Below are 18,820 nucleotides of genomic sequence, written 5' to 3' on the forward strand. Positions count from 1 at the left end.
GCCTATTCCGCCGCCCGCAGAGGCGAGCGTGGTGCATCCGGCGTGGGCTCGGCGTCGCCCGGTGCTGCGGGCTGCGCCGGGGCATAGACCGGCACCGGGTCCCAGATGATTTCGGCATGGCGCACCTTACGCGTGCGCGCCGTCAGCGCCCGGTCATCGCGCGCCTTGCCGCGCCGCAGCGCCGCCAGCGACGGGCCCACGCCCTGCACCATTGCCGTAGCCCAGACCCGCGCCGCCAGCAGCGAGGGCGTCAGGATCAGCGTCAGCACCGTGGCAACCCCCAGCCCGAACACCACCGCCGTCGCCAGCTGTTTCCACCACATCGCGGCAGGCGCATCCAGGGTGTAGCCGCCCGCGAAAAAGTCGATCGATACGCCCATCATCATCGGCGTCAGCCCCGCCATGGTGGTGATCGTGGTCAGCAGCACCGGCCGGATACGGTCTTCGGCGGTGCGGATAATCGCCTCGATCCGGGGCATGTAGCGCGCATAATCCTGATAGGTGTCGATCAGGACGATGTTGTTGTTCACCACGATCCCGGCCAGCGCCATGATCCCCGTCCCGGTCATGATCACCGAGAAGGCCTGCCCCATCACCAGCATGCCGATCAGCACACCCGTGGTCGACAGGATCACCGCCAGCAGCACCAGAACCGAATTGTAGAAACTGTTGAACTGGGTGAGCAGGATCAGGAACATCAGCCCCAGCGCCGCGCCGAAGGCGACCATGAGGAACGCGCTCGCCTCTTCCTGGTCCTGCTGCTCGCCGGTCCATTCCCAGCCCACGCCTTCGGGCAGCGGGTTCTCGTTCTCGAACCAGGCGCTCAGCGCCGCGATGCGCTCGCTGGGCGTAACCGGCACCAGCCGCTGCCCGGCGCCGCGGATCTCGTCGCGCAATTGCGCCGCGGCAAGGGCGTCGGCAGAGCCGTCGGCATGTTCACGCGGGTCAACCTGTGCGCGGGTGAGCACGCGCAATTCGGTGCCCGTGCTATCCAACACAGTGAACAGATCGGGCGTAACCCCGGCCTTCACGTCAAAATACCGCTGTTCGTTAAACCGGTCGATCTGCCCGCGCAGGGCCATCGGCTCGATGGTGACGAAGTTCGACAGCGGCACCATCCCCGCCTGCGTCTGCACGCGCAGGGTGTCGAGCGTGGTCAGCAGCCGGTCCCCTTCGGGCAGGCGCACGCGGATCTCCACCTCTTCGTCCGAGGTGTCCACCCGCATCGTGTCCAGCATCAGGCCGCGCGTCACCAGTTGCACCATGCCGCCCACGGTGGCGACATCGGCGCCAAAGCGCCCGGCGCGCGCCACATCAACGCGGATTTCCCAGTCAATCCCCGGCAAGGGCCGCGTATCTTCGATGTCGATGACCCCGGGCATGGCGCGCATACGGTCGCGCACGGTATCCACCGCCTGCCCCAGCACGTCAAAATCCTGCCCTGTCAGCCGCAGATGCAACGGCTTGGACCCCGCAGGGCCACCGGACATGATCATGTACTCGGTATAAATGCCGGGTATCTGCACGAACTGCGCTTCCATCCGGTCAAGGATCGCCCGCCCCAACATGGCGGGGTTGTTGTCGCGCAGCGACCAGTCCAGCAGCTCAAACTGGATCTGCCCGACCGAATCGCGCGGGGCCTGGGCGCCGGCGGTATTGGCGTTCAGCCCGCCTGACCCGGCGAAGGCAAAGCTGGCCGCCACGCCCGGTTCCGCCAGCACGATCTCTTCGACCTGTCGCAGCAGCGCATCCTTCTCGGCCAGCGAGAGGTTGCCGCGCGCGCGGACATAGACAATCCCCTGTTCCGGTTCGGTATCGGCAAAGAATTCAACGCCATAGTTGTTTTCGCCGAAGTAGAGGAAGACCTGAACCACAACAAAAGCCACCGCCGCGATGGCGACGAAAGGCATCACCGGGTTGCCCACCAGCAGCGTCATCACCCGCCCGAAAAGCGTGCGCCGATGGCCGACATTCACCCGCACCGGCTGGCGCTGCGGCAGCACCGCACCCAGCGTCACCGACATGGCCATGGCGCCCAGCATCATCAGCAGCCCGCCGGGCAGGAAGCGCATCGCTCCCGTAGCCCCGTCCAGCCCGGCCACCGCCGGGTTGAGCAGCGCCAGCGCGCCGCCCGCCAGCAGCGCCAGCGCGGCAGCCAGAAACGGCAGGCGCAGCAGCCAGGGCAACCGGCGCAGCACCTGCGAACCCTCTTCGAACCGGCGTGAGATGCGTCCGGCGACGCCCCCCACCACCGGCAGGAAGACCAGCGCCACCACCAGTGACGCGCTCAGCACGAAGATCAGGGTCAGCGGCAGCATCCCCATGAACTCCCCGGCCACGCCCGGCCAGAACAGCATCGGCCCGAAGGCGCAGAGCGTCGTCGCCGTCGAGGCGATGATCGGCCAGAACATGCGCTTGGCCGCGCTGACATAGGCGCGCATCGGCCCCTCGCCTTCGGAGATGCGCTTGTCGGCGTATTCGGTCACCACCACGGCGCCGTCAACCAGCAGGCCCACCGCGAGGATAAGGCCGAACATGACGATGTTCGAGATCGTCACCCCCAGCAGCCCCAGCAGGATGAAGCACAGGAAGAACGAGGTCGGAATGGCAAAGCCCACCAGCAGCGCCGAGCGTGTGCCCAGTGAGGCCAGAATGACAATCATCACCAGCGCGATCGCCGTCAGCACCGAGCCCTCAAGCTGGCTGATCATCGACTGGACCTGCCATGACTGGTCCAGCGCCGGGGTCACGGTGACCGAGGCGCGCATCTCTTCGGGCCAGGTGGCGATCTCGGCGGCGATGGCCTCCGCGACGGCGTCAACCGTGCCGATCAGGTTGTAGCCCTTGCGCTTGACCACCTGAAGGGCCAGCGTGTTGGTGCCCTGAAACCGGGCCGTGCCCGCGCGGTCCTGAAAGGTCATCTGGATTGTCGCCAGATCGCCGAGCGTGACCACACTGTCGCCATTGGTCTTTACCGGCAGATCATAGATATCGGTCACATCCGCGAAATTGCCCGGCAGGCTGAGCGAAAAGCGCCCACTCTCGGATTCAATCTCACCGGCGGCGACAAGCTGGTTGTTCATCGTCACCGCGTTGATCAGCTCACCGGCGGTGACGTTGTACGCCTCCAGCCGCAGCGGGTCGATGATCACCTCGACCATCTCGTCGCGCGTGCCCGCCACATCGGCCGACAGAACGGCCTCGATACTTTCCACCGCGCGCTCCAGATTACGCGCGGCGCGCATCAGCGTGCGTTCAGGCACATCGCCCGACACCGCATAGATCACGATGGGAAACTGCGAGAAGTTGAATTCGTTGATCGAATAGTTGTCGGCACCGGCGGGAAAGCTGGCCTCGGCGCGGCTCATACGGTCGCGTACTTCGGCGATGGTGGCGTTCTTGTCCCAGCCGAATTCAAACTCCAACACGATCCCGGCGTAGTTCTGCGAGGCCGTGGCCGACATCCGCGTCAGCCCGTTGAGGTCCGAAAGCTCGCGCTCCATCGGGCGGATCAGCAGTGTCTCGCTGTCGGTGGCCGAGATGCCCGGAAACGGAACCGAGACGAAAAGCGCGGGCACCTCGATATCCGGCTCCCCCTCTTTGGGCAGGCTGACATAGGCCATCGCCCCCGCCCCAAGGGTCAGCAGAATACAGGCGATCACCATGCGGGCGTGGTCTGCTGCCCAATCGACGATGCGTTCCATCGCCTACTCCCCGGCGTTGCGGTGGTGAACCTGAACGGTGATGCCGTCGGTGGCGTATTCCTGCCCCACCACAATCACATCCGCCGGGTCAGGCAGGCCCGAGACCCAGAATCCCTGCAGCGAATCACGCAGGACGGTGACGGGAGCAAAGAAGGTGCGGCTTTCGGCATCGACAAGGCGCATGCCAAGGCGGCCATGATCATCCAGCGTCAGCGCCGAACCCGGCACCAGATGGCCGCGCGTGGCGCTGGCCGAGACCATGATATCGGCGCTCATGCCCTCGCGGATGGTCTGGTCCGGGTTGGGCACCGAGACCTCAACACGGAAGGTACGGGTGCCCGGATCGGCGCTGCGGCCCAGAAACGTAACCCTGCCCACCACCTCCTGCCCGTTCGACAGCCGCGCACCGGCCATCGCGCCAACCTGAATGCGGTCGATCTGGGTTTCGGCGGCATAGCCGACCAGCATGATCGGATCGAGGCGGATCACGGTTGCACAAAGCCCGCCGGGCGACAGCAGGCTGCCCAGCTCGGCGGTGTCATTCTCCAGCAGGCCGTCAAAGGGTGCGCGGATGATCAGGCGGTCCAGCTCTGCCTGCGCGGCCTCAACCCCGGCCAGCGCGGCGCGGCGTGCGGCATCGACCGATGCCACGCGGGTCTGTGCGGCAAAGCCGGTTTCGCTGAGGCGGGTGGCTGCGTTGAAATTGATCTCGGCCTCAGCCAGCCGCGCCTCGGCCTCGGCAAGGCTGGCGGCACGGGTGCCCGGCGCCAGTTCGCACAGAACCTCACCCGCCTGCACCATGCTGCCACGCGCCAGCGGCTGCGATGCCACCAGCCCCGAGGTTTCCGCCCGCACCTCAACCTGCCGCGCCGCGCCGGTGCGCCCGCGTAACACGACCGCGCTTTCAAGCTCGCGCTCTTCAATCCGCTGGACGACCACGCGCAGGGTTGGCGGCTCTTCGGCCTCAGGCGCCTCGATCTGCTCGGGCACCGCGCCGGCAAAGGCGAGAAGCGCATCGCGCTCCATCACGATCAGGTACAGCGCGACCAGAACGAGGGCCGCTGTGATCAAAGGGATCAGACGCATTCCATAACCTTCCCAAGGCCGACAAGCGCAAGCTGTTGCGGCCAAAGCAGCCGCAGCTTGCACCCCCGTGCGCAGCGCGTCACGTTCGACCCCGCTTGCCGCCCAGATTTCGTAGCGCGATGCGCGTTCTTCAAGGTCAATACGGCCAGATTATGATCGAACTGCACAATCGCGCATCGGATTACGCCTGTTCAGATGCGCTTGCAACGAGTCGTCTGACGTCGGACGCGTCTTTTTTTCCCGATAACCCCCTGCTTTTCCCGGCTATCCCCGCCGTTTTTCGCCTGCTCAGCGCCACGCACCGGCAAATGAACGAAAAACCGGGGCAGTGCCGGGGGCGGGCTTGGCAAGCCTTGTGCCTTCGCGCTAGAAGTGGGCAGGGCCAGAAGGCATATCGGCAACAGATCAGGGCGGGAACAGGACAGTTGAGCAATACCGACAGCTTCATCGACGAGGTGAACGAGGAACTCAAGCGCGACCGGCTGTTCGGGCTGATGCGCAGGTATGGCTGGATCGCGGTGGTCGCGGTGCTGGCCATTGTCGGCTTCGCGGGCTGGAACGAATGGTCCAAGGCCCGCAATGAGGCCGCCGCGCAGGCTTTCGGTGACGGGGTCATCACGGCGCTGAACAACGACGATCCGGCCGCGCAGCGCAGCGCGCTGACGGCGCTCGCCGGGGAACAGGCGGGCACCGGGCGTGAGGGTCAGGGCCGTCTGGCCATCGTCAACCTGCTGCTGGCCGCCCAAAGCCTTGAAGAAGGTGATCGCCCGGGCGCGCTGAGCGCGCTGCAGGCTGTGGCCGACGATACCGCCCTGCCCGACAGCTACCGCCAGCTTGCCACGCTCAAGCGCGTGATCATCGCAGGCCCCGGCCTGCCGCTGGCCGAGCGCGAGGCCGCGCTGGCCCCGCTGGCCGCAGCCGGTCAGGCCTACCGCCCGCTGGCGCTGGAGCAACTGGCGCTGCTGCGCGTCGAGGCGGGTGAAACCGAGGCCGCGCTGGCACAGTTCCGCGCGCTTCTCTCTGAGCCAGACCTGACCGGCGACTTGCGCCGCAGGGTCACACAGGTGATTGTCGTTCTCGGCGGCGAGGTCGGAACCGATCTTGGCTGACGGGCCATTGAAGCCCTGCGCCTTGCGCGGGGACAGTTGAAGCATTGAAAGGGGCACCGGCGTGACCTTGATCAGATTCGCGGCGATACTCGGGCTGGTGGGCGCGCTCGGTGCGTGTTCGCGCGACACTATCCTTGAAGGCGACCGTATAGACATCCGCGCGCCCTGGGGCGGCGGAACCGAAGTGGCAAACCGCGCGCAACCCATCGCGCTGCCCGCGCAGGTCGCCAATGCAGACTGGAGCCACCGGCAGGGCAACAACGGCACCCGCCCGCAACACCCGGCGCTGTCGGCCTCGCCGCAGCTGGCATGGTCCACCGACATCGGTCAGGGCGACGCCCGCCGCCTGCGGCTTGCGACCGAGCCGGTCGCCGCCGATGGCCGCATCTTCACCCTTGATGCCGATGCCCGGCTGCAGGCCACCGGCGCGAACGGGCAGGTGCTGTGGTCGCGTGACGTGACGCCGGACTGGGCGCGCCAGGGCTCTGCCTCGGGCGGCGGGCTGGCGGTCGCCGGCAACCGGCTCTACGTGGCCTCGGCCTATGGCTTCCTTGGCGCGTTTGACGCCAATACCGGCGCGGAAATCTGGCGCGAACGGTTCGACTCACCGCTGATGGGCGCACCGATGGTCTCGGGTGACCGGGTCTTTGTCAGCGCGGGCGACAGCACCCTCTGGAGCCTTGATGCCGCCACCGGCCGGATCGACTGGACACTGGCGGGCACCGAATCCATCTCCATCATGTCGCGCACCGCAGCCCCGGCGGCGGCGGGCGATCTGGTGGTCTTCCCCACCCAGTCAGGCGAGCTGCGCGCGGTACGCCGCGCCAATGGCGCTTCCGCCTGGGCAGCGGTTCTGGCCGGGCGGCGCGTTGGTGCGGCCTATGCAAACATCTCGTCGGTCACCGGCGATCCGGTCGCCGACGGCAACCGGATCTATGCCGCCAACCAGTCCGGTCGCCTGATGGCCGTGGATGCGCGTAACGGCGAGACCCTCTGGTCGGTGCGTGAGGCCGCCTACAGCCCGGTCTGGCCGGTTGGCGGCTCGGTCTTTCTGGTGTCGGACGAGAACCGCGTGATGCGGCTTGACGCCGCCACGGGTGAACCGGTCTGGGCGCAGGAACTGCCGCTCTTCACCGACGCCCGCCCCCGCCGTCAGGCCGAGATCTATCCGCAATACGGGCCGCTGCTCGCGGGCGGGCGGCTCTGGGTGGCATCGGGTGACGGCGCCCTGCGCGGCTTTGACCCGGTCAGCGGTGCCATCGGTGCCCAGATCACTGTACCGGGCGGCGCCGCCTCCGGCCCGATCGTCATGAACCGCACCCTTTATGTGCTGAGCCGTGACGGCGTATTGCACGCCTACCGCTAAGCACGCCCTGCCCCGTCCTTTACACTGCGCCCGGCATACCCTATGTCGGGCGTCTTTGACGTATGGCAACGCCCCCGGAGGGTGACATGAGCTTCACACTGGCCCTTGTGGGCCGCCCCAATGTCGGCAAATCGACGCTGTTCAACCGGCTGGTCGGCAAGCGTCTGGCGCTGGTCGATGATCAGCCCGGCGTCACCCGCGACCTGCGCGAGGGCACCGCGCGGCTGGGCGATCTGCGCTTCACCGTGATCGACACCGCGGGGCTTGAGAATGTCACCGATGACAGCCTTCAGGGCCGGATGCGCCGCCTGACCGAGCGCGCGGTGGGGATGGTGGATATCTGCCTCTTCATGATCGACGCCCGCGTGGGCATCACCCCCGCCGATGAAATCTTTGCCGATATCCTGCGCAAACGCGCGCGCCATGTGATTCTGGCCGCCAACAAGGCCGAAGGCCGCGCCGGTGAGGGCGGGTTGATCGAGGCCTATTCACTGGGTCTGGGCGAACCCTTGCGCCTGTCCGCCGAACACGGCGAGGGGATGGATGAGCTGTACCACGTCCTGCGCCCCATGGCCGCCGAGTTCGAAGAACGCGCCGAGGCCGAGGCCCCCGAAACCGATGTGACGGTCGAGGAAGGCAGCGAGGTTGACGATACCGACGCCGGCGACGGCCCGCCTGACTGGACTCCAAGCGAGAAACGCCCGCTTCAGGTCGCCGTCGTGGGCCGCCCCAATGCCGGGAAATCGACGCTGATCAACGCCATCATCGGCGAAGACCGGCTGCTCACCGGGCCCGAGGCCGGGATCACCCGCGACGCCATCTCGCTGCCCTTCCTCTGGGGCGGCACGCCGATGCGCCTGTTTGATACGGCGGGCATGCGCAAGAAGGCGCGGGTTCAGGAAAAGCTTGAGAAGCTCTCGGTCGCCGATGGCCTGCGCGCCGTGAAATTCGCCGAAGTCGTGGTGGTGCTGCTCGATGCCGCGATTCCCTTTGAAAGCCAGGATCTGCGCATCGCCGATCTGGCCGAGACCGAGGGCCGCGCAGTGGTCATCGCGGTCAACAAATGGGATATGGAAGAAGACAGGCAGGACAAGCTGAAAGCGCTGTTGCAGGCCTTTGAGCGCCATCTGCCGCAGCTCAAGGGCGCGCCGCTGATCACCGTCTCGGCCAAGACCGGGCGCGGGCTGGACCGGCTGCATGAGGCAATCCTGCGCGCGCATGCCATCTGGAACCGCCGGATCTCGACCGCCAAGCTGAACCAGTGGCTGGCCGCGATGACCGAATCGCACCCGCCCCCGGCCCCCGGCGGACGCCGGATCAAGATGCGCTACATCACCCAGGCCAAGACGCGCCCGCCCGGCTTCGTGATCATGTGCTCGAACCCTGAGGATTTGCCGAAAAGCTATGAGCGCTATCTGGTCAACGGGCTGCGCGAGCGTTTCGACATGCCCGGCACGCCGATCCGGCTGTATCTGCGCTCCCGCGCCGACCAGAACCCCTACAAGGACCGCAGCAAGTCGCAGCGCTCCAAGCTGAAAAAGCACATCAGCCCCAACCGGGGCTAGAGCCTGCCGCGCAAAACCGGGAGCCGGTTTTGCGCTTCCGGAGCGGCGGAAGCCATAGCTCTGAGTGTATCGCGTGACTGCGGATGAAAGCGGCGCGCTCTGGCAGTTCCCGGGGCGTGACCGCCCCGGGCACCCTCCCCGACCATGCGCTGAGCCGCAGAATTGATCCAGATCATGGAGCAGGCGCGCGCGCCGTGGCTTCCTTCTCCTGCCCCGGCCGTCGCCGGACGCCGGATGGAGGATGACCATGGGCCTTATCAAGAAAATCGACCACCACGCCGACCTTCTCATGCGCATGGCCGAAACGGTGCATGCCGATCTGGGCGCTTCGCTCGAAGCGGGCGTGCTGCAGGGCGAGGCGCTGCGCGGCGCGATCTTCACCTGCATGGGCTGCGCCAGCGCTTCCGAATGCCCCTCCTGGATGGATGCCCACGGCCAAGGCACCCCTGCCGCCCCGGATTTCTGCCGCAACCAGGCCTGGCTCGCGCGCCTCTCCGCCTGACCCAAAGCGACGCCAGCGCCAGAAGCGCGGCCCCCCTTTTCATCTTGCCTGAAATACGCGGGGGTGAATTGGCCGCAGGCCAAGAGGGGGCAACGCCCCCTGCCCCTTTTGGAAAAGACAGAGGGGGGCGAAGCCCCCTCAAGGGTGCCTGCGCCCTTTCACTGTCATACCCCGGGGCCAGTTCCCGGTCGGTTTTCAGCGAAAACTCAGCGGATCTTCAGCGTCGCCAGTCCGATCAGCGCCAGCACCAGACTGATGATCCAGAACCGGATCACGATCTGCGGCTCGGCCCAGCCCTTCTTTTCGAAATGGTGGTGGATCGGTGCCATCAGGAACACGCGCTTGCCGGTGCGCTTGAAGTAAAGCACCTGAATGATCACGCTCAGTGCCTCGATGACAAAAAGCCCGCCCACGATGCCCAGCACGATCTCGTGCTTGGTGGCCACCGCGATCGCCCCCAATGCCCCCCCCAGCGCCAGCGATCCGGTATCGCCCATGAACACCGCGGCAGGCGGGGCGTTATACCAGAGGAAGCCAAGCCCTCCGCCCACCAGCGCGGCGCAAAACACCAGCAACTCCCCCGTGCCCGGAACATAATGCACATCCAGATAGCTGGTGAAATCGACCCGCCCCACGGCATAGGCAATGACCCCCAGTGTGCCCGCGGCAATCATCACCGGCATGATCGCCAGCCCGTCCAGCCCGTCGGTCAGGTTCACCGAATTGGCCGCGCCCACGATGACGAACATGCCGAAGGGCACAAAGAACCAGCCCATGTCGATCAGCACCGATTTGAACACCGGAACCGCCAGTTGCCCCGACAATTCAGGCGGATGGATATACATGGCCGCAACCGAGGCAATGAGCGCAATCACCATCCCCAGCGCCATGCGGACCTTGCCCGAGACGCCCTTGTGGTTACCCTTTGACACCTTGGCGTAATCATCGGCGAAACCGATCAGCCCGAAGGCCACGGTGACCAGAAGCACCAGCCAGACATAGGGGTTGTCCAGCCGTGCCCAGAGCAGGGTGGAGACCACCAGCGCCGACAGGATCAGCAGCCCGCCCATGGTCGGCGTGCCCTTTTTGGTCAGCAGATGCGATTCAGGCCCGTCCTCGCGGATCGGCTGGCCCTTGCCCTGACGGCGGCGCAGAAAGGCAATCAGCGGTTTGCCAAAGACAAAGCCGAAGATCAGCGCCGTGACAAAGGCCGCGCCCGCGCGCGTGGTGATGTAGCGAAACAGGTTGAAGCCCATAAAGGCCTCGGAAAGCTCGGCCAGCCAATAGAACATTCAGGCGGTTCCTTTCGGGGTATCCTCGGGCGCCGGGTGCCCCAGATTGCGCAGCGCGTCAACCACGCGCGAAACAAGCGAGCTTTTCGAGCCCTTCACCAATACGACATCCCCGCCGCGCACCAGATGATGGGCGCGCGCGCCCAGCTCGTCGGCCTGCGCCATGCGCTTGCCGCGCCGGTGTTCGGGCAGTTCCTCCCAGAGCGCGGCCATGAGCGGGCCCACGCAATGCACAAGCGCCACCTGTTCCAGTGTCGGATGCCGGGCGACAGCACGATGCAGCGCAAGCGCATCGGGGCCCAGTTCCAGCATGTCGCCCAGAATGGCGATGCGCCGCCCGCCGGGGCCGGGCTGGCTGGCCGCCAGCACTTCAAGCGCCGCATCCAGCGAGGTGGGGTTGGCGTTGAACGCATCGTCGATCAGCGTGAAGCGGGTGTCATCGGCCGGGTCCAGCAGCACCTGTTCGCGCTGGCCGCGCCCGGCGGGCGGCTGCCAGCGCCCCAGCGCCTGCGCGGCAAGGGCCAGATCCAGCCCCAGCGCCTTGGCCACCGCCAGACAGCCCAGCCCGTTGCGGGCAAAATGGCTGCCCGCATCGATCAGGCGCAGCAACAGCGGCACGCCGTCCACTTCGGCCATGACCACCAGTGCGGCGGGCGTGGCGCGCATGCCCGTCAGGCGGACATCCACGCCCTTTTCCCCAAAGCTGAGGACCTGTCCGGCGCCCGGCGCTGCTGTCACCGCCGCCGCGCGCGCGGCCAGTAGGGGCGCGGTGTCGGTATCGGCGTTGTAGATGGCAGTGCCGCCCGGCTCCAGCCCCAGAAAGATATCGGCCTTTTCCTGCGCAATCCCCTCGATCGATTCAAACGCCGCCAGATGGGCCGCCGCGATCGTGGTGATCAGCGCGATATGGGGCCGGGTAAGGCGGGCAAGCGGTGCAATCTCGCCCGGCTGGCTCATACCGATCTCGATCACCGCGAAATCGGCATCCGGCGGCAGCCGCGCCAGCGTCACCGGCACACCCCAATGGTTGTTGAAACTGGCCTCGGCGGCATGGACGGTGCCGAACTCCGCCAGCATCTCGCGCAGCATCTCCTTGGTGGAGGTCTTGCCCACCGAGCCGGTCACCGCCACCACCCGCGCCCGTGAGCGTGCGCGCCCCGCCGCCCCCAGCGCGCTCAGCGCTTCCAGCACATCGGGCACCACAAGGCAGGGGCCGCTCACCCCCTCGGGGATATGCGTGACCAGCGCCGCCGCCGCGCCGCGCTCAAAGGCCTGCGCGACGAAATCATGCCCGTCGCGCGCGGCGCTGAGCGCCACGAACAGATCGCCCGGTTGCAGGCTGCGCGTGTCGATGGAAATGCCGGTGAGGGTGAAACCGGCGCTTGCCTTGCCCCCGGTCGCGGCCTCGGCCTGCGCGGCGGTCCAGAGCGGGGTCATCGCGCCCTCCTCCCGTCCAGCGCGGCCACGGCGACGCTGGCCTGTTCCAGATCGTCGAACGGATAGACCGTGTCGCCCACGATCTGCCCCTGCTCATGCCCCTTGCCCGCGATCAGCAGCGCATCGCCCGGTTGCAGCGCATCGACCGCGCGCAGAATGGCCTCGGCCCGGTCGCCCACCTCGTTGGCCTCAGGGCAGGCCGCGAGAATGGCTCGGCGGATGCTGGCCGGATCCTCAGAACGGGGGTTGTCATCGGTGACATAGACCACATCGGCATGTTCCGCCGCCGCGCGGCCCATCAGCGGCCGTTTGGTGCGGTCACGGTCGCCGCCCGCGCCCAGAACCGCGATCAGCCGCCCCATCACATGCGGGCGCAGGGCCTTGAGCGCGGTTTCCACGGCGGTGGGGGTATGGGCGAAATCGACAAACACCGCCGCGCCGTTGCGGCGGGTGGCAGCAAGCTGCATCCGCCCGCGCACGCCCTGAAGGTTCGGCAAGGTGGCGATGGCCTCGACCGCATGGGCCCCGGTTGCCAGCACCAGCCCCAGCGCCAGAAGCGCATTCGAGGCCTGAAAGCCGCCGACCAGCGGCAGTTTCACCTGATAGGGCTTGCCCTTGACCGAAAAGCGCAGCTCCTGCCCATGGGCGGTGAAACGCTGCGCCAGCATCTGTATCTCACAATCACCCGCCGATCCGACGCGCAGCACCGGGCGCGTGTCCAGCATCTGCACCAGCCGCGCGCCCCATGGGTCATCGACATTGATCACGGCTGGCGCATCCTCAGGCAGAAGCCGGGTAAAAAGGCCGCATTTGGCCTGAAAATAGGCCTCCATATCCGGGTGATAATCCAGATGGTCCTGGCTGAGATTGGTAAAGCCCGCCGCCGCAAGGCGCACACCGTCAAGGCGGCGCTGATCCAGCCCGTGGCTGGAGGCCTCCATCGCGGCATGGGTAATGCCCGCCTCCGCGGCCTCGGCCAGCAGGCGCTGGAGGGTCAGCGCATCGGGAGTGGTATGGGCAAGCGGGGCGGACCACGCGCCTTCAACGCCGGTGGTGCCGATATTGATGGCGCCGTGGCCAAGCCCCGTCCAGATCTGGCGCGTGAAGCTGGCGACCGATGTCTTGCCGTTGGTTCCGGTTACCGCCACCGTGCAGCCCGGCTGCGCCCCGAACCACAGCGCCACCGTCATGGCAAAGGCCGCGCGCACATCTTCGGCCACCACCAGCGCCACATCGGGGTAACCCGCCAGCACCTGCGCCGCCTGTGCCGCGCCTGCACGATCAGTGAGGATGGCCCCGGCCTGCATGCGCAGCGCAAAAGTGATGAACTCCGCCCCGTGGACACGGGTGCCGGGAAGGGCGGCAAAGAGAAAGCCAGGTTTCACCGCGCGGCTGTCGAGCGCGATGCCGGTAATCGCCGCCTGCGCATTGCCGCTGCGCGCGGAAAGCCCCAGTTCGCTCAGTTTGCGTGACTGCCCCATCCGGCCCTCATGTCCTGTCCCTTGACGACCCGTTGCGCCAGACCTTTGCCCGGAAAGGGGGCTTTGCAGCCCCCTCTTGGCGCTGCGCGCCAATTCACCCCCGCAGCGTATTTGCGGCAAGATGAAAGCGCACGGGCCATGCCCCTCTTCCTTACCGCAGCTGCATGGCCGCTTCAATCAGAGCCATGCTTTCCGCGTTGCTATGGGGCCGCAGGCCCAGCAGCGGTGCGGTGCGGCGGACGATTTCAGCAGCGACGGGCACCACGGTCCAGCCCGCCGTGCGCCGCGCCTCGCCCGAAGAGGTCTCATTGGGCTCATCCAGCGTCACCACGATCACATAGCGCGGGTCATCCATGGGGAAGGCTCCGGCGAAGGTGGCGATGACCCGGTTGCGGGCATAGCCGCCGGTTGCATCGGGCTTGTCGGCGGTGCCCGTCTTACCCCCCAGCGCGAAACCCTCGACTTCGGCCATCGAGGCCGTGCCGCGTGTCACCACCATCCGCATCAGCCCGCGCATGAGTGCCGAGGTCCGCTCGGAGATCAGCCGCTCACCCGGGACATGCGCGGTGCGGCGCAGGATCGTGGGCTCCACCCGCGTGCCGCCGTTCACCAGCGCCGCATAGCCCGCGGCCAGCTGCATCGGGCTGGTGGACAGGCCATGGCCATAGGAGATGGTAACCGAGGAAATCTCGGACCAGCGATCCGGGAACTGGGGCCGGGCGCGGGCGGTTTCGGCCAGCTCCACACCGGTGGTTTCCAGAAAGCCGAAGCGGCGCAGGAACTCGCGCTGGCGTTCGGCACCGATCATCTGCGCCAGCCGCCCGGTGCCGATATTCGAGGAGCGCACGAAGACATCGGTCACCGAGAGCGACGCGCCGTAATTGCGGAAATCGTTGATCGAATGGCGGCCGATGCGCAGCGGGCCGCGCGTGTCGACCATGGTTTCGGGCGTGACCACGCCCAGCTCCAGCGCCTGCGCGACCGCGAAGGCCTTCATCACCGAGCCCAGCTCATACACACCCTGCACGGCGTGGTTGAAGATCGGGCTGTCGGTCGGATCGCCCTCGGTGGGAGGGGCGGGGCGGTTGTTGGGGTCGAAATCCGGCAGCGAGACCATGGAAACGATCTCGCCCGAATGGGCATCCATGATGATCACTGAGCCCGCGCGGGCGGTCATCATGTTGATCCCGCCTTCAAGCACCTCGGCGGCGACGGCCTGCACCGTCAGATCCAGCGACAGCCGCACCGGCGTGTCGGCCAGCGCCGGGTCGCGCAGCCGGTCATCCAGCCGGTGCTCCACCCCCGCCGTGCCGACAATTTCGGCGGCACTTACGCCCTGCTGGCCGAAACTGGCCCCGCCCAGCACATGCGCGGCCAGCCGTCCGTTGGGGTAAAGCCGCATCTCGCGCGGGCCGAACAGCAGGCCGGGCTCGCCGATATCATGCACCGCCTGCAACTGCTCAGGCGACAGGCGCGCGCGGATCCAGACGAAGCGGCGGTTGGGGTCGGTCAGGCGGGCGGCAAGGCGCTCGGCGTCCATCTCGGGGAAGATGCGCGCCAGTTCATGCGCCGCCCGCGCGCCGTTCACCATATAGCGCATCTCGGCATAGAGCGAGTTGGTGACAAGGTTGGTGGCCAGCAGCCGCCCGTTGCGGTCATGGATCTCGGCGCGGAAGGCAGCGATGTCCTCGCCCTGAAAGGCCGCGGCCTCATGCGGGGGGCTGGCGGCCAGCAGGCCCATCCGCGCGCCGATCAGCGCAAAGCCCATGAAGAAGAAAGCCGCCATGAAGACCAGCCGCCACTCGGCGCGCCGCCGGGCCTGATCGCGCATCTGCTCATGGCGCAGGCGCAGGTTCTCGCGCTCGATATGAAGCGGGTTTTCGCCCTGGGCACGGGCCTCAAGAACGCGGGCGAGCGGACGCAGGGGAATGCGGATCATGGCTGCTGCTCCTCGGCGGTGTGGCGGATATCGCCCAGAACCTCGATCGCATCGCTGAGCGCGGGTTCAAGCTCGGGCAGCGGATAGACGATCTCGTCAATCCGCCCGAATTGCGCGCCAGTCATCGGCATCAGCGCCAGCCGGTTGAAATTCATCTCGGCCAGCGCGCGCAGCCGTTCAGGGCGGTTGAGATAGGCCCATTCGGCGCGCTGCACGCTGATCGCTTCGCGCAGGCTGCGGATTTCGCGGCGCAATTCAAGCACTTCGGCGCGGGCCTGCTGGTTCTTGTGGTTCTCGTTATAGGCCCAGACCGCCAGCGCCATGACGGCAAGCGCGGAAAGCAGATAGAACAGCGAACGCATCACGCCCCTCCTTTCAGGGCAAGAAGCGGCAGGCCAAGGCCCGTGCGGTCAACCGGGCCCGCAGGCGCATCGGTGCGCCGCGCGATGCGCAGAAGGGCGGAACGCGAACGCGGGTTGGCCGCCAGTTCGGCCTCATCGGCACCGATGGGGCGCCGCGTGATGGCATCGAAACGGGCGGGTTCAGGCGTGACCAGCGGGGCATGGCGGCTGCCCTGCCCCCCGCGCCCGGTGCGCAACTGCATGAAGCGCTTGACGATCCGGTCTTCGAGCGAGTGAAAGGTCACCACGGCCAGCATTCCGCCGGGCTTCAGCGCGCGCTCGGCGGCCTCAAGCCCGTCAACCAGCTCATGAAATTCGGCGTTCACGGCGATGCGGATCGCCTGAAAGCTGCGGGTGGCCGGGTGGCTCTGACCGGGTTTGGGGCGCGGCAGGCAGCTTGAGACAATCGCGGCAAGGTGCAGCGTGCTCTCGATCCGGGCTTCGCTGCGCGCCTTGACGATGGTGCGCGCGATGCGGCGCGAGGCGCGCTCTTCGCCGTAATGATACAGGATATCCGCCAGCAGGCCCTCAGACGCCTCATTGACCACATCCGCCGCCGATTCGCCTGACTGGCTCATGCGCATGTCCAGCGGGCCGTCCTTGTTGAACGAGAATCCGCGTTCCGCCCGGTCAAGCTGCATGGACGAGACACCCAGATCAAGCACCACACCGTCCAGCGGCCCGTCGGCATATTCATCCAGCCGCCCGAAAGTGCCCTGCACCAGTTGCATCCGGGGGCCATAAGCGGCGGCCCATTCCTGCGCCAGTTCCAGCGCCAGCGGGTCGCGGTCCACGCCGATCACCCGCGCCGCGCCGGCCTCCAGCAGGCCACGGGCATAGCTGCCTGCGCCCAGCGTGCCATCCAGCCACACCCCTTCCACCGGCGCCACCGCAGCCAGAAGCGGGCCGAGGAGGACGGGAATATGGGGCGCGGCATCGGTGGGCTGGGGCATGTTCCTTCTTCACATCTCGGGCAGGTCAGGCAGCAGGGTGCGCGGGTCAAAACCCTCATCCTGCTGGTCAAGCCAGGCCTCGGCCTTGGCGATTTCCTCGGCCTCGTAGGTTTCAGGCTTCCAGATTTCAAAATGATCGCCGGAGGCGATGAAAAATGCCTCGCCATCCAGACCGATCTTGTCGCGCAGCTTGGCGGGCAGAACGATGCGCCCGTCCTCATCCACCTGCGCGGGCAGCGAATGCCCGTGATAGATGCGTTCCAGCATCTTCCGCTCGATGGAGCCGGGTTTCATGCGGTCGATGCGCCGGTCGATCCCGTCGATCGCCTCGATCGTATAGCAATCAAGCTGTTTTTGGGTGGCGGTGCCGTAGACGATCACCAGATTGGGGCGCTGGCCGTCGGTATGATCGGGGTCAGCGGCCTCGATGACACGGCGAAACAGGGCCGGGATAGACACCCTGCCCTTCGTGTCCACCTTCTGGTGGTATTCGCCGCGAAATCTGCGCGCCACGCTTATGCGCCTTTCCACTCACTGCCCGCGACGGGATGGCCCCGCCGCAATGGAAAGCGGCGGCCGGGCTGCTGCCACTGCCCGAACCGCCGCCCTCTGTCCCATCGCTGGGTGCCCGACTGCGCATGCCACCTGGGGGGATGTCTGCTCGCTCGCGCGCCGGATCTCTTGTTTTGAAAAAGCGGGTTGCCTGTATGAAACGCCTCGTTTCGTCTTTTTGTTTTTGACCGCTCTTCCGTGTGAAAAGGAATGACATGGGAAATCATGGGAAGCAATGGTTTTCTTTGCCCTGATTCACTAATTGCTCACGCGGCGGTGAGGTTCTGAGGCCCAATATCCGCGATTTCAGGGCCCTTTAACCCAACATATAGACAACCCACACCACAAGCCCCACTAGATATCCGGTGCGACCGTGAAGCTGTTCCGGGCCATAATTTCCCGCCACAAAAACCGCAATGTGGCGTGAATGCCACGATTCCTTGGGTGAACTCGCGAGGACTCAGCCGGGAATCACCCCGAATCCATACTCTGACCAATTCATCCCATGAATTCCCGGCACTGTCCCGGGCAGAAATGATTCGACCCGCGCCAGGGGGCACGGGTCGCAGGGGAATCAGTCGCTCAGCGGTCAGGGATCACATGAAGCGGTCAGCGGGTCAGGCGCAACGCTCCATCACGGCGCGCGCCATGCGGCGGTAGGCCTCGGCAATCGGGCTGTCGGTCGCTGCCACCGGCACCCCGCCATCGCCCGCCAGCCGCACCTCGACCGAGATCGGCAGCTCGCCCAGAAACGGCAGGCCCAGCTTCTCTGCCTCCCGCCGCACGCCGCCATCGCCGAAGATATGTTCCTCATGGCCGCATTTCGGGCAGATGAAGGTCGACATATTCTCGATCAGGCCGAGAATCGGCGTTTTCAGCGTCTGGAAAGCGCGCAGCGCCTTGCGGGCATCCAGCAGCGCCACATCCTGTGGCGTTGACACCACGATCGCGCCCAGAACATCGAATTTCTGGCACAGAGTCAGCTGCACATCGCCCGTGCCCGGAGGCATGTCGACGATCAGGATATCCAGCTCACCCCATTGCACCTGCGTCATAAGCTGCTGAAGCGCGCCCATCAGCATCGGCCCGCGCCAGATCACCGCCTCATCCTCGCGCAGCATCAGGCCGATGGAGATCATGGTCACGCCATGCGCCACCGGGGGAATGATGATCTTGCCGTCCGGCGAAGCGGGGCGCTTGTCCACGCCCATCATGCGCGGCTGGCTGGGGCCATAGATATCGGCGTCCAGCAGGCCCACGCGCCAGCCCTCGCGCGCCATCGCCACAGCCAGATTGGCGGAAACGGTGGATTTGCCCACCCCGCCCTTGCCCGAACCCACCGCGATGATCCGCTTCACACCCGGCACGGTGGCCGGGCCTGCCGTGGGATGGCGGCCGATCTTCAGCGCCGGGGGCTCGCCTTTGGGTGCGGG

Annotated in this window: 14 protein-coding genes; 4 read left to right on the forward strand and 10 right to left on the reverse strand. The window is 66.6% G+C overall.

The features are described from left to right. Positions 1 to 2: 2 nt before the first annotated feature. Both V7Q53_RS11385 and V7Q53_RS11390 read right to left on the reverse strand, forming a co-directional pair. On the reverse strand, positions 3 to 3,704 hold the full coding sequence (locus tag V7Q53_RS11385) for an efflux RND transporter permease subunit (RefSeq protein WP_333828667.1): 3,702 nt from the start codon (positions 3,702 to 3,704) through the stop codon (positions 3 to 5). Between the two features lie 3 nt (positions 3,705 to 3,707). Beyond that, complete coding sequence (locus V7Q53_RS11390; RefSeq protein WP_333828668.1) at positions 3,708 to 4,790, reverse strand: efflux RND transporter periplasmic adaptor subunit; 1,083 nt, start codon at positions 4,788 to 4,790, stop codon at positions 3,708 to 3,710. Between the two features lie 425 nt (positions 4,791 to 5,215). On the opposite strand from V7Q53_RS11390, the gene V7Q53_RS11395 reads away from it, so the two are divergent. From V7Q53_RS11395 to V7Q53_RS11410, 4 genes are all read left to right on the forward strand, one after another. Beyond that, the gene (locus V7Q53_RS11395) at positions 5,216 to 5,899 is read left to right on the forward strand and encodes a tetratricopeptide repeat protein (RefSeq protein WP_333828669.1); all 684 of its coding nucleotides are present in this window, start codon (positions 5,216 to 5,218) and stop codon (positions 5,897 to 5,899) included. 61 nt (positions 5,900 to 5,960) lie between these two features. Next, positions 5,961 to 7,265, forward strand: a complete 1,305-nt coding sequence (locus V7Q53_RS11400; RefSeq protein WP_333828670.1) for an outer membrane protein assembly factor BamB family protein — start codon at positions 5,961 to 5,963, stop codon at positions 7,263 to 7,265. Positions 7,266 to 7,351: 86 nt separating this feature from the next. Further along, positions 7,352 to 8,830, forward strand: a complete 1,479-nt coding sequence (der, locus tag V7Q53_RS11405; RefSeq protein WP_333828671.1) for a ribosome biogenesis GTPase Der — start codon at positions 7,352 to 7,354, stop codon at positions 8,828 to 8,830. Positions 8,831 to 9,071: 241 nt separating this feature from the next. Then, positions 9,072 to 9,332, forward strand: a complete 261-nt coding sequence (locus V7Q53_RS11410) for a DUF6455 family protein (RefSeq protein ID WP_333828672.1) — start codon at positions 9,072 to 9,074, stop codon at positions 9,330 to 9,332. A 206-nt stretch (positions 9,333 to 9,538) separates the two neighbouring features. Here the strand turns inward: V7Q53_RS11410 and mraY are convergent, their stop codons facing one another. From mraY to V7Q53_RS11450, 8 genes are all read right to left on the reverse strand, one after another. After that, positions 9,539 to 10,624: a phospho-N-acetylmuramoyl-pentapeptide-transferase gene (gene mraY / locus V7Q53_RS11415; RefSeq protein ID WP_333828673.1), complete on the reverse strand. Its 1,086-nt coding sequence runs from the start codon at positions 10,622 to 10,624 to the stop codon at positions 9,539 to 9,541. After that, positions 10,625 to 12,061: a UDP-N-acetylmuramoyl-tripeptide--D-alanyl-D-alanine ligase gene (locus tag V7Q53_RS11420; RefSeq protein ID WP_333828674.1), complete on the reverse strand. Its 1,437-nt coding sequence runs from the start codon at positions 12,059 to 12,061 to the stop codon at positions 10,625 to 10,627. It lies immediately after the preceding gene. Beyond that, the gene (locus tag V7Q53_RS11425) at positions 12,058 to 13,542 is read right to left on the reverse strand and encodes a UDP-N-acetylmuramoyl-L-alanyl-D-glutamate--2,6-diaminopimelate ligase (RefSeq protein ID WP_333828675.1); all 1,485 of its coding nucleotides are present in this window, start codon (positions 13,540 to 13,542) and stop codon (positions 12,058 to 12,060) included. The genes V7Q53_RS11420 and V7Q53_RS11425 overlap by 4 nt, the downstream gene beginning before the upstream one ends. Positions 13,543 to 13,693: 151 nt before the next feature. Next, a complete protein-coding gene (locus V7Q53_RS11430; RefSeq protein ID WP_333828676.1) occupies positions 13,694 to 15,481 on the reverse strand; it encodes a peptidoglycan D,D-transpeptidase FtsI family protein in 1,788 nt (595 codons plus the stop codon). Further along, positions 15,478 to 15,843 carry a cell division protein FtsL gene (ftsL, locus tag V7Q53_RS11435; protein WP_333828677.1) on the reverse strand — a complete coding sequence of 122 codons (366 nt, stop codon included), beginning with the start codon at positions 15,841 to 15,843 and terminating at the stop codon, positions 15,478 to 15,480. Before ftsL ends, V7Q53_RS11430 begins: the two co-directional genes overlap by 4 nt. Continuing rightward, positions 15,843 to 16,835 (reverse strand): 16S rRNA (cytosine(1402)-N(4))-methyltransferase RsmH, encoded by a 993-nt coding sequence (gene rsmH, locus V7Q53_RS11440; RefSeq protein ID WP_333828678.1) that lies wholly within the window; start codon positions 16,833 to 16,835, stop codon positions 15,843 to 15,845. The genes ftsL and rsmH overlap by 1 nt, the downstream gene beginning before the upstream one ends. A gap of 9 nt (positions 16,836 to 16,844) precedes the next feature. Beyond that, the gene (mraZ, locus tag V7Q53_RS11445) at positions 16,845 to 17,348 is read right to left on the reverse strand and encodes a division/cell wall cluster transcriptional repressor MraZ (RefSeq protein ID WP_333828679.1); all 504 of its coding nucleotides are present in this window, start codon (positions 17,346 to 17,348) and stop codon (positions 16,845 to 16,847) included. Positions 17,349 to 18,004: 656 nt separating this feature from the next. Continuing rightward, positions 18,005 to 18,820: Mrp/NBP35 family ATP-binding protein (locus V7Q53_RS11450; RefSeq protein WP_333828680.1), on the reverse strand; the 816-nt coding region annotated here is incomplete at its 5' end.

Origin of the sequence: Pararhodobacter sp. (assembly GCF_036802785.1) — a bacterium.
Classification (GTDB): domain Bacteria; phylum Pseudomonadota; class Alphaproteobacteria; order Rhodobacterales; family Rhodobacteraceae; genus Pararhodobacter.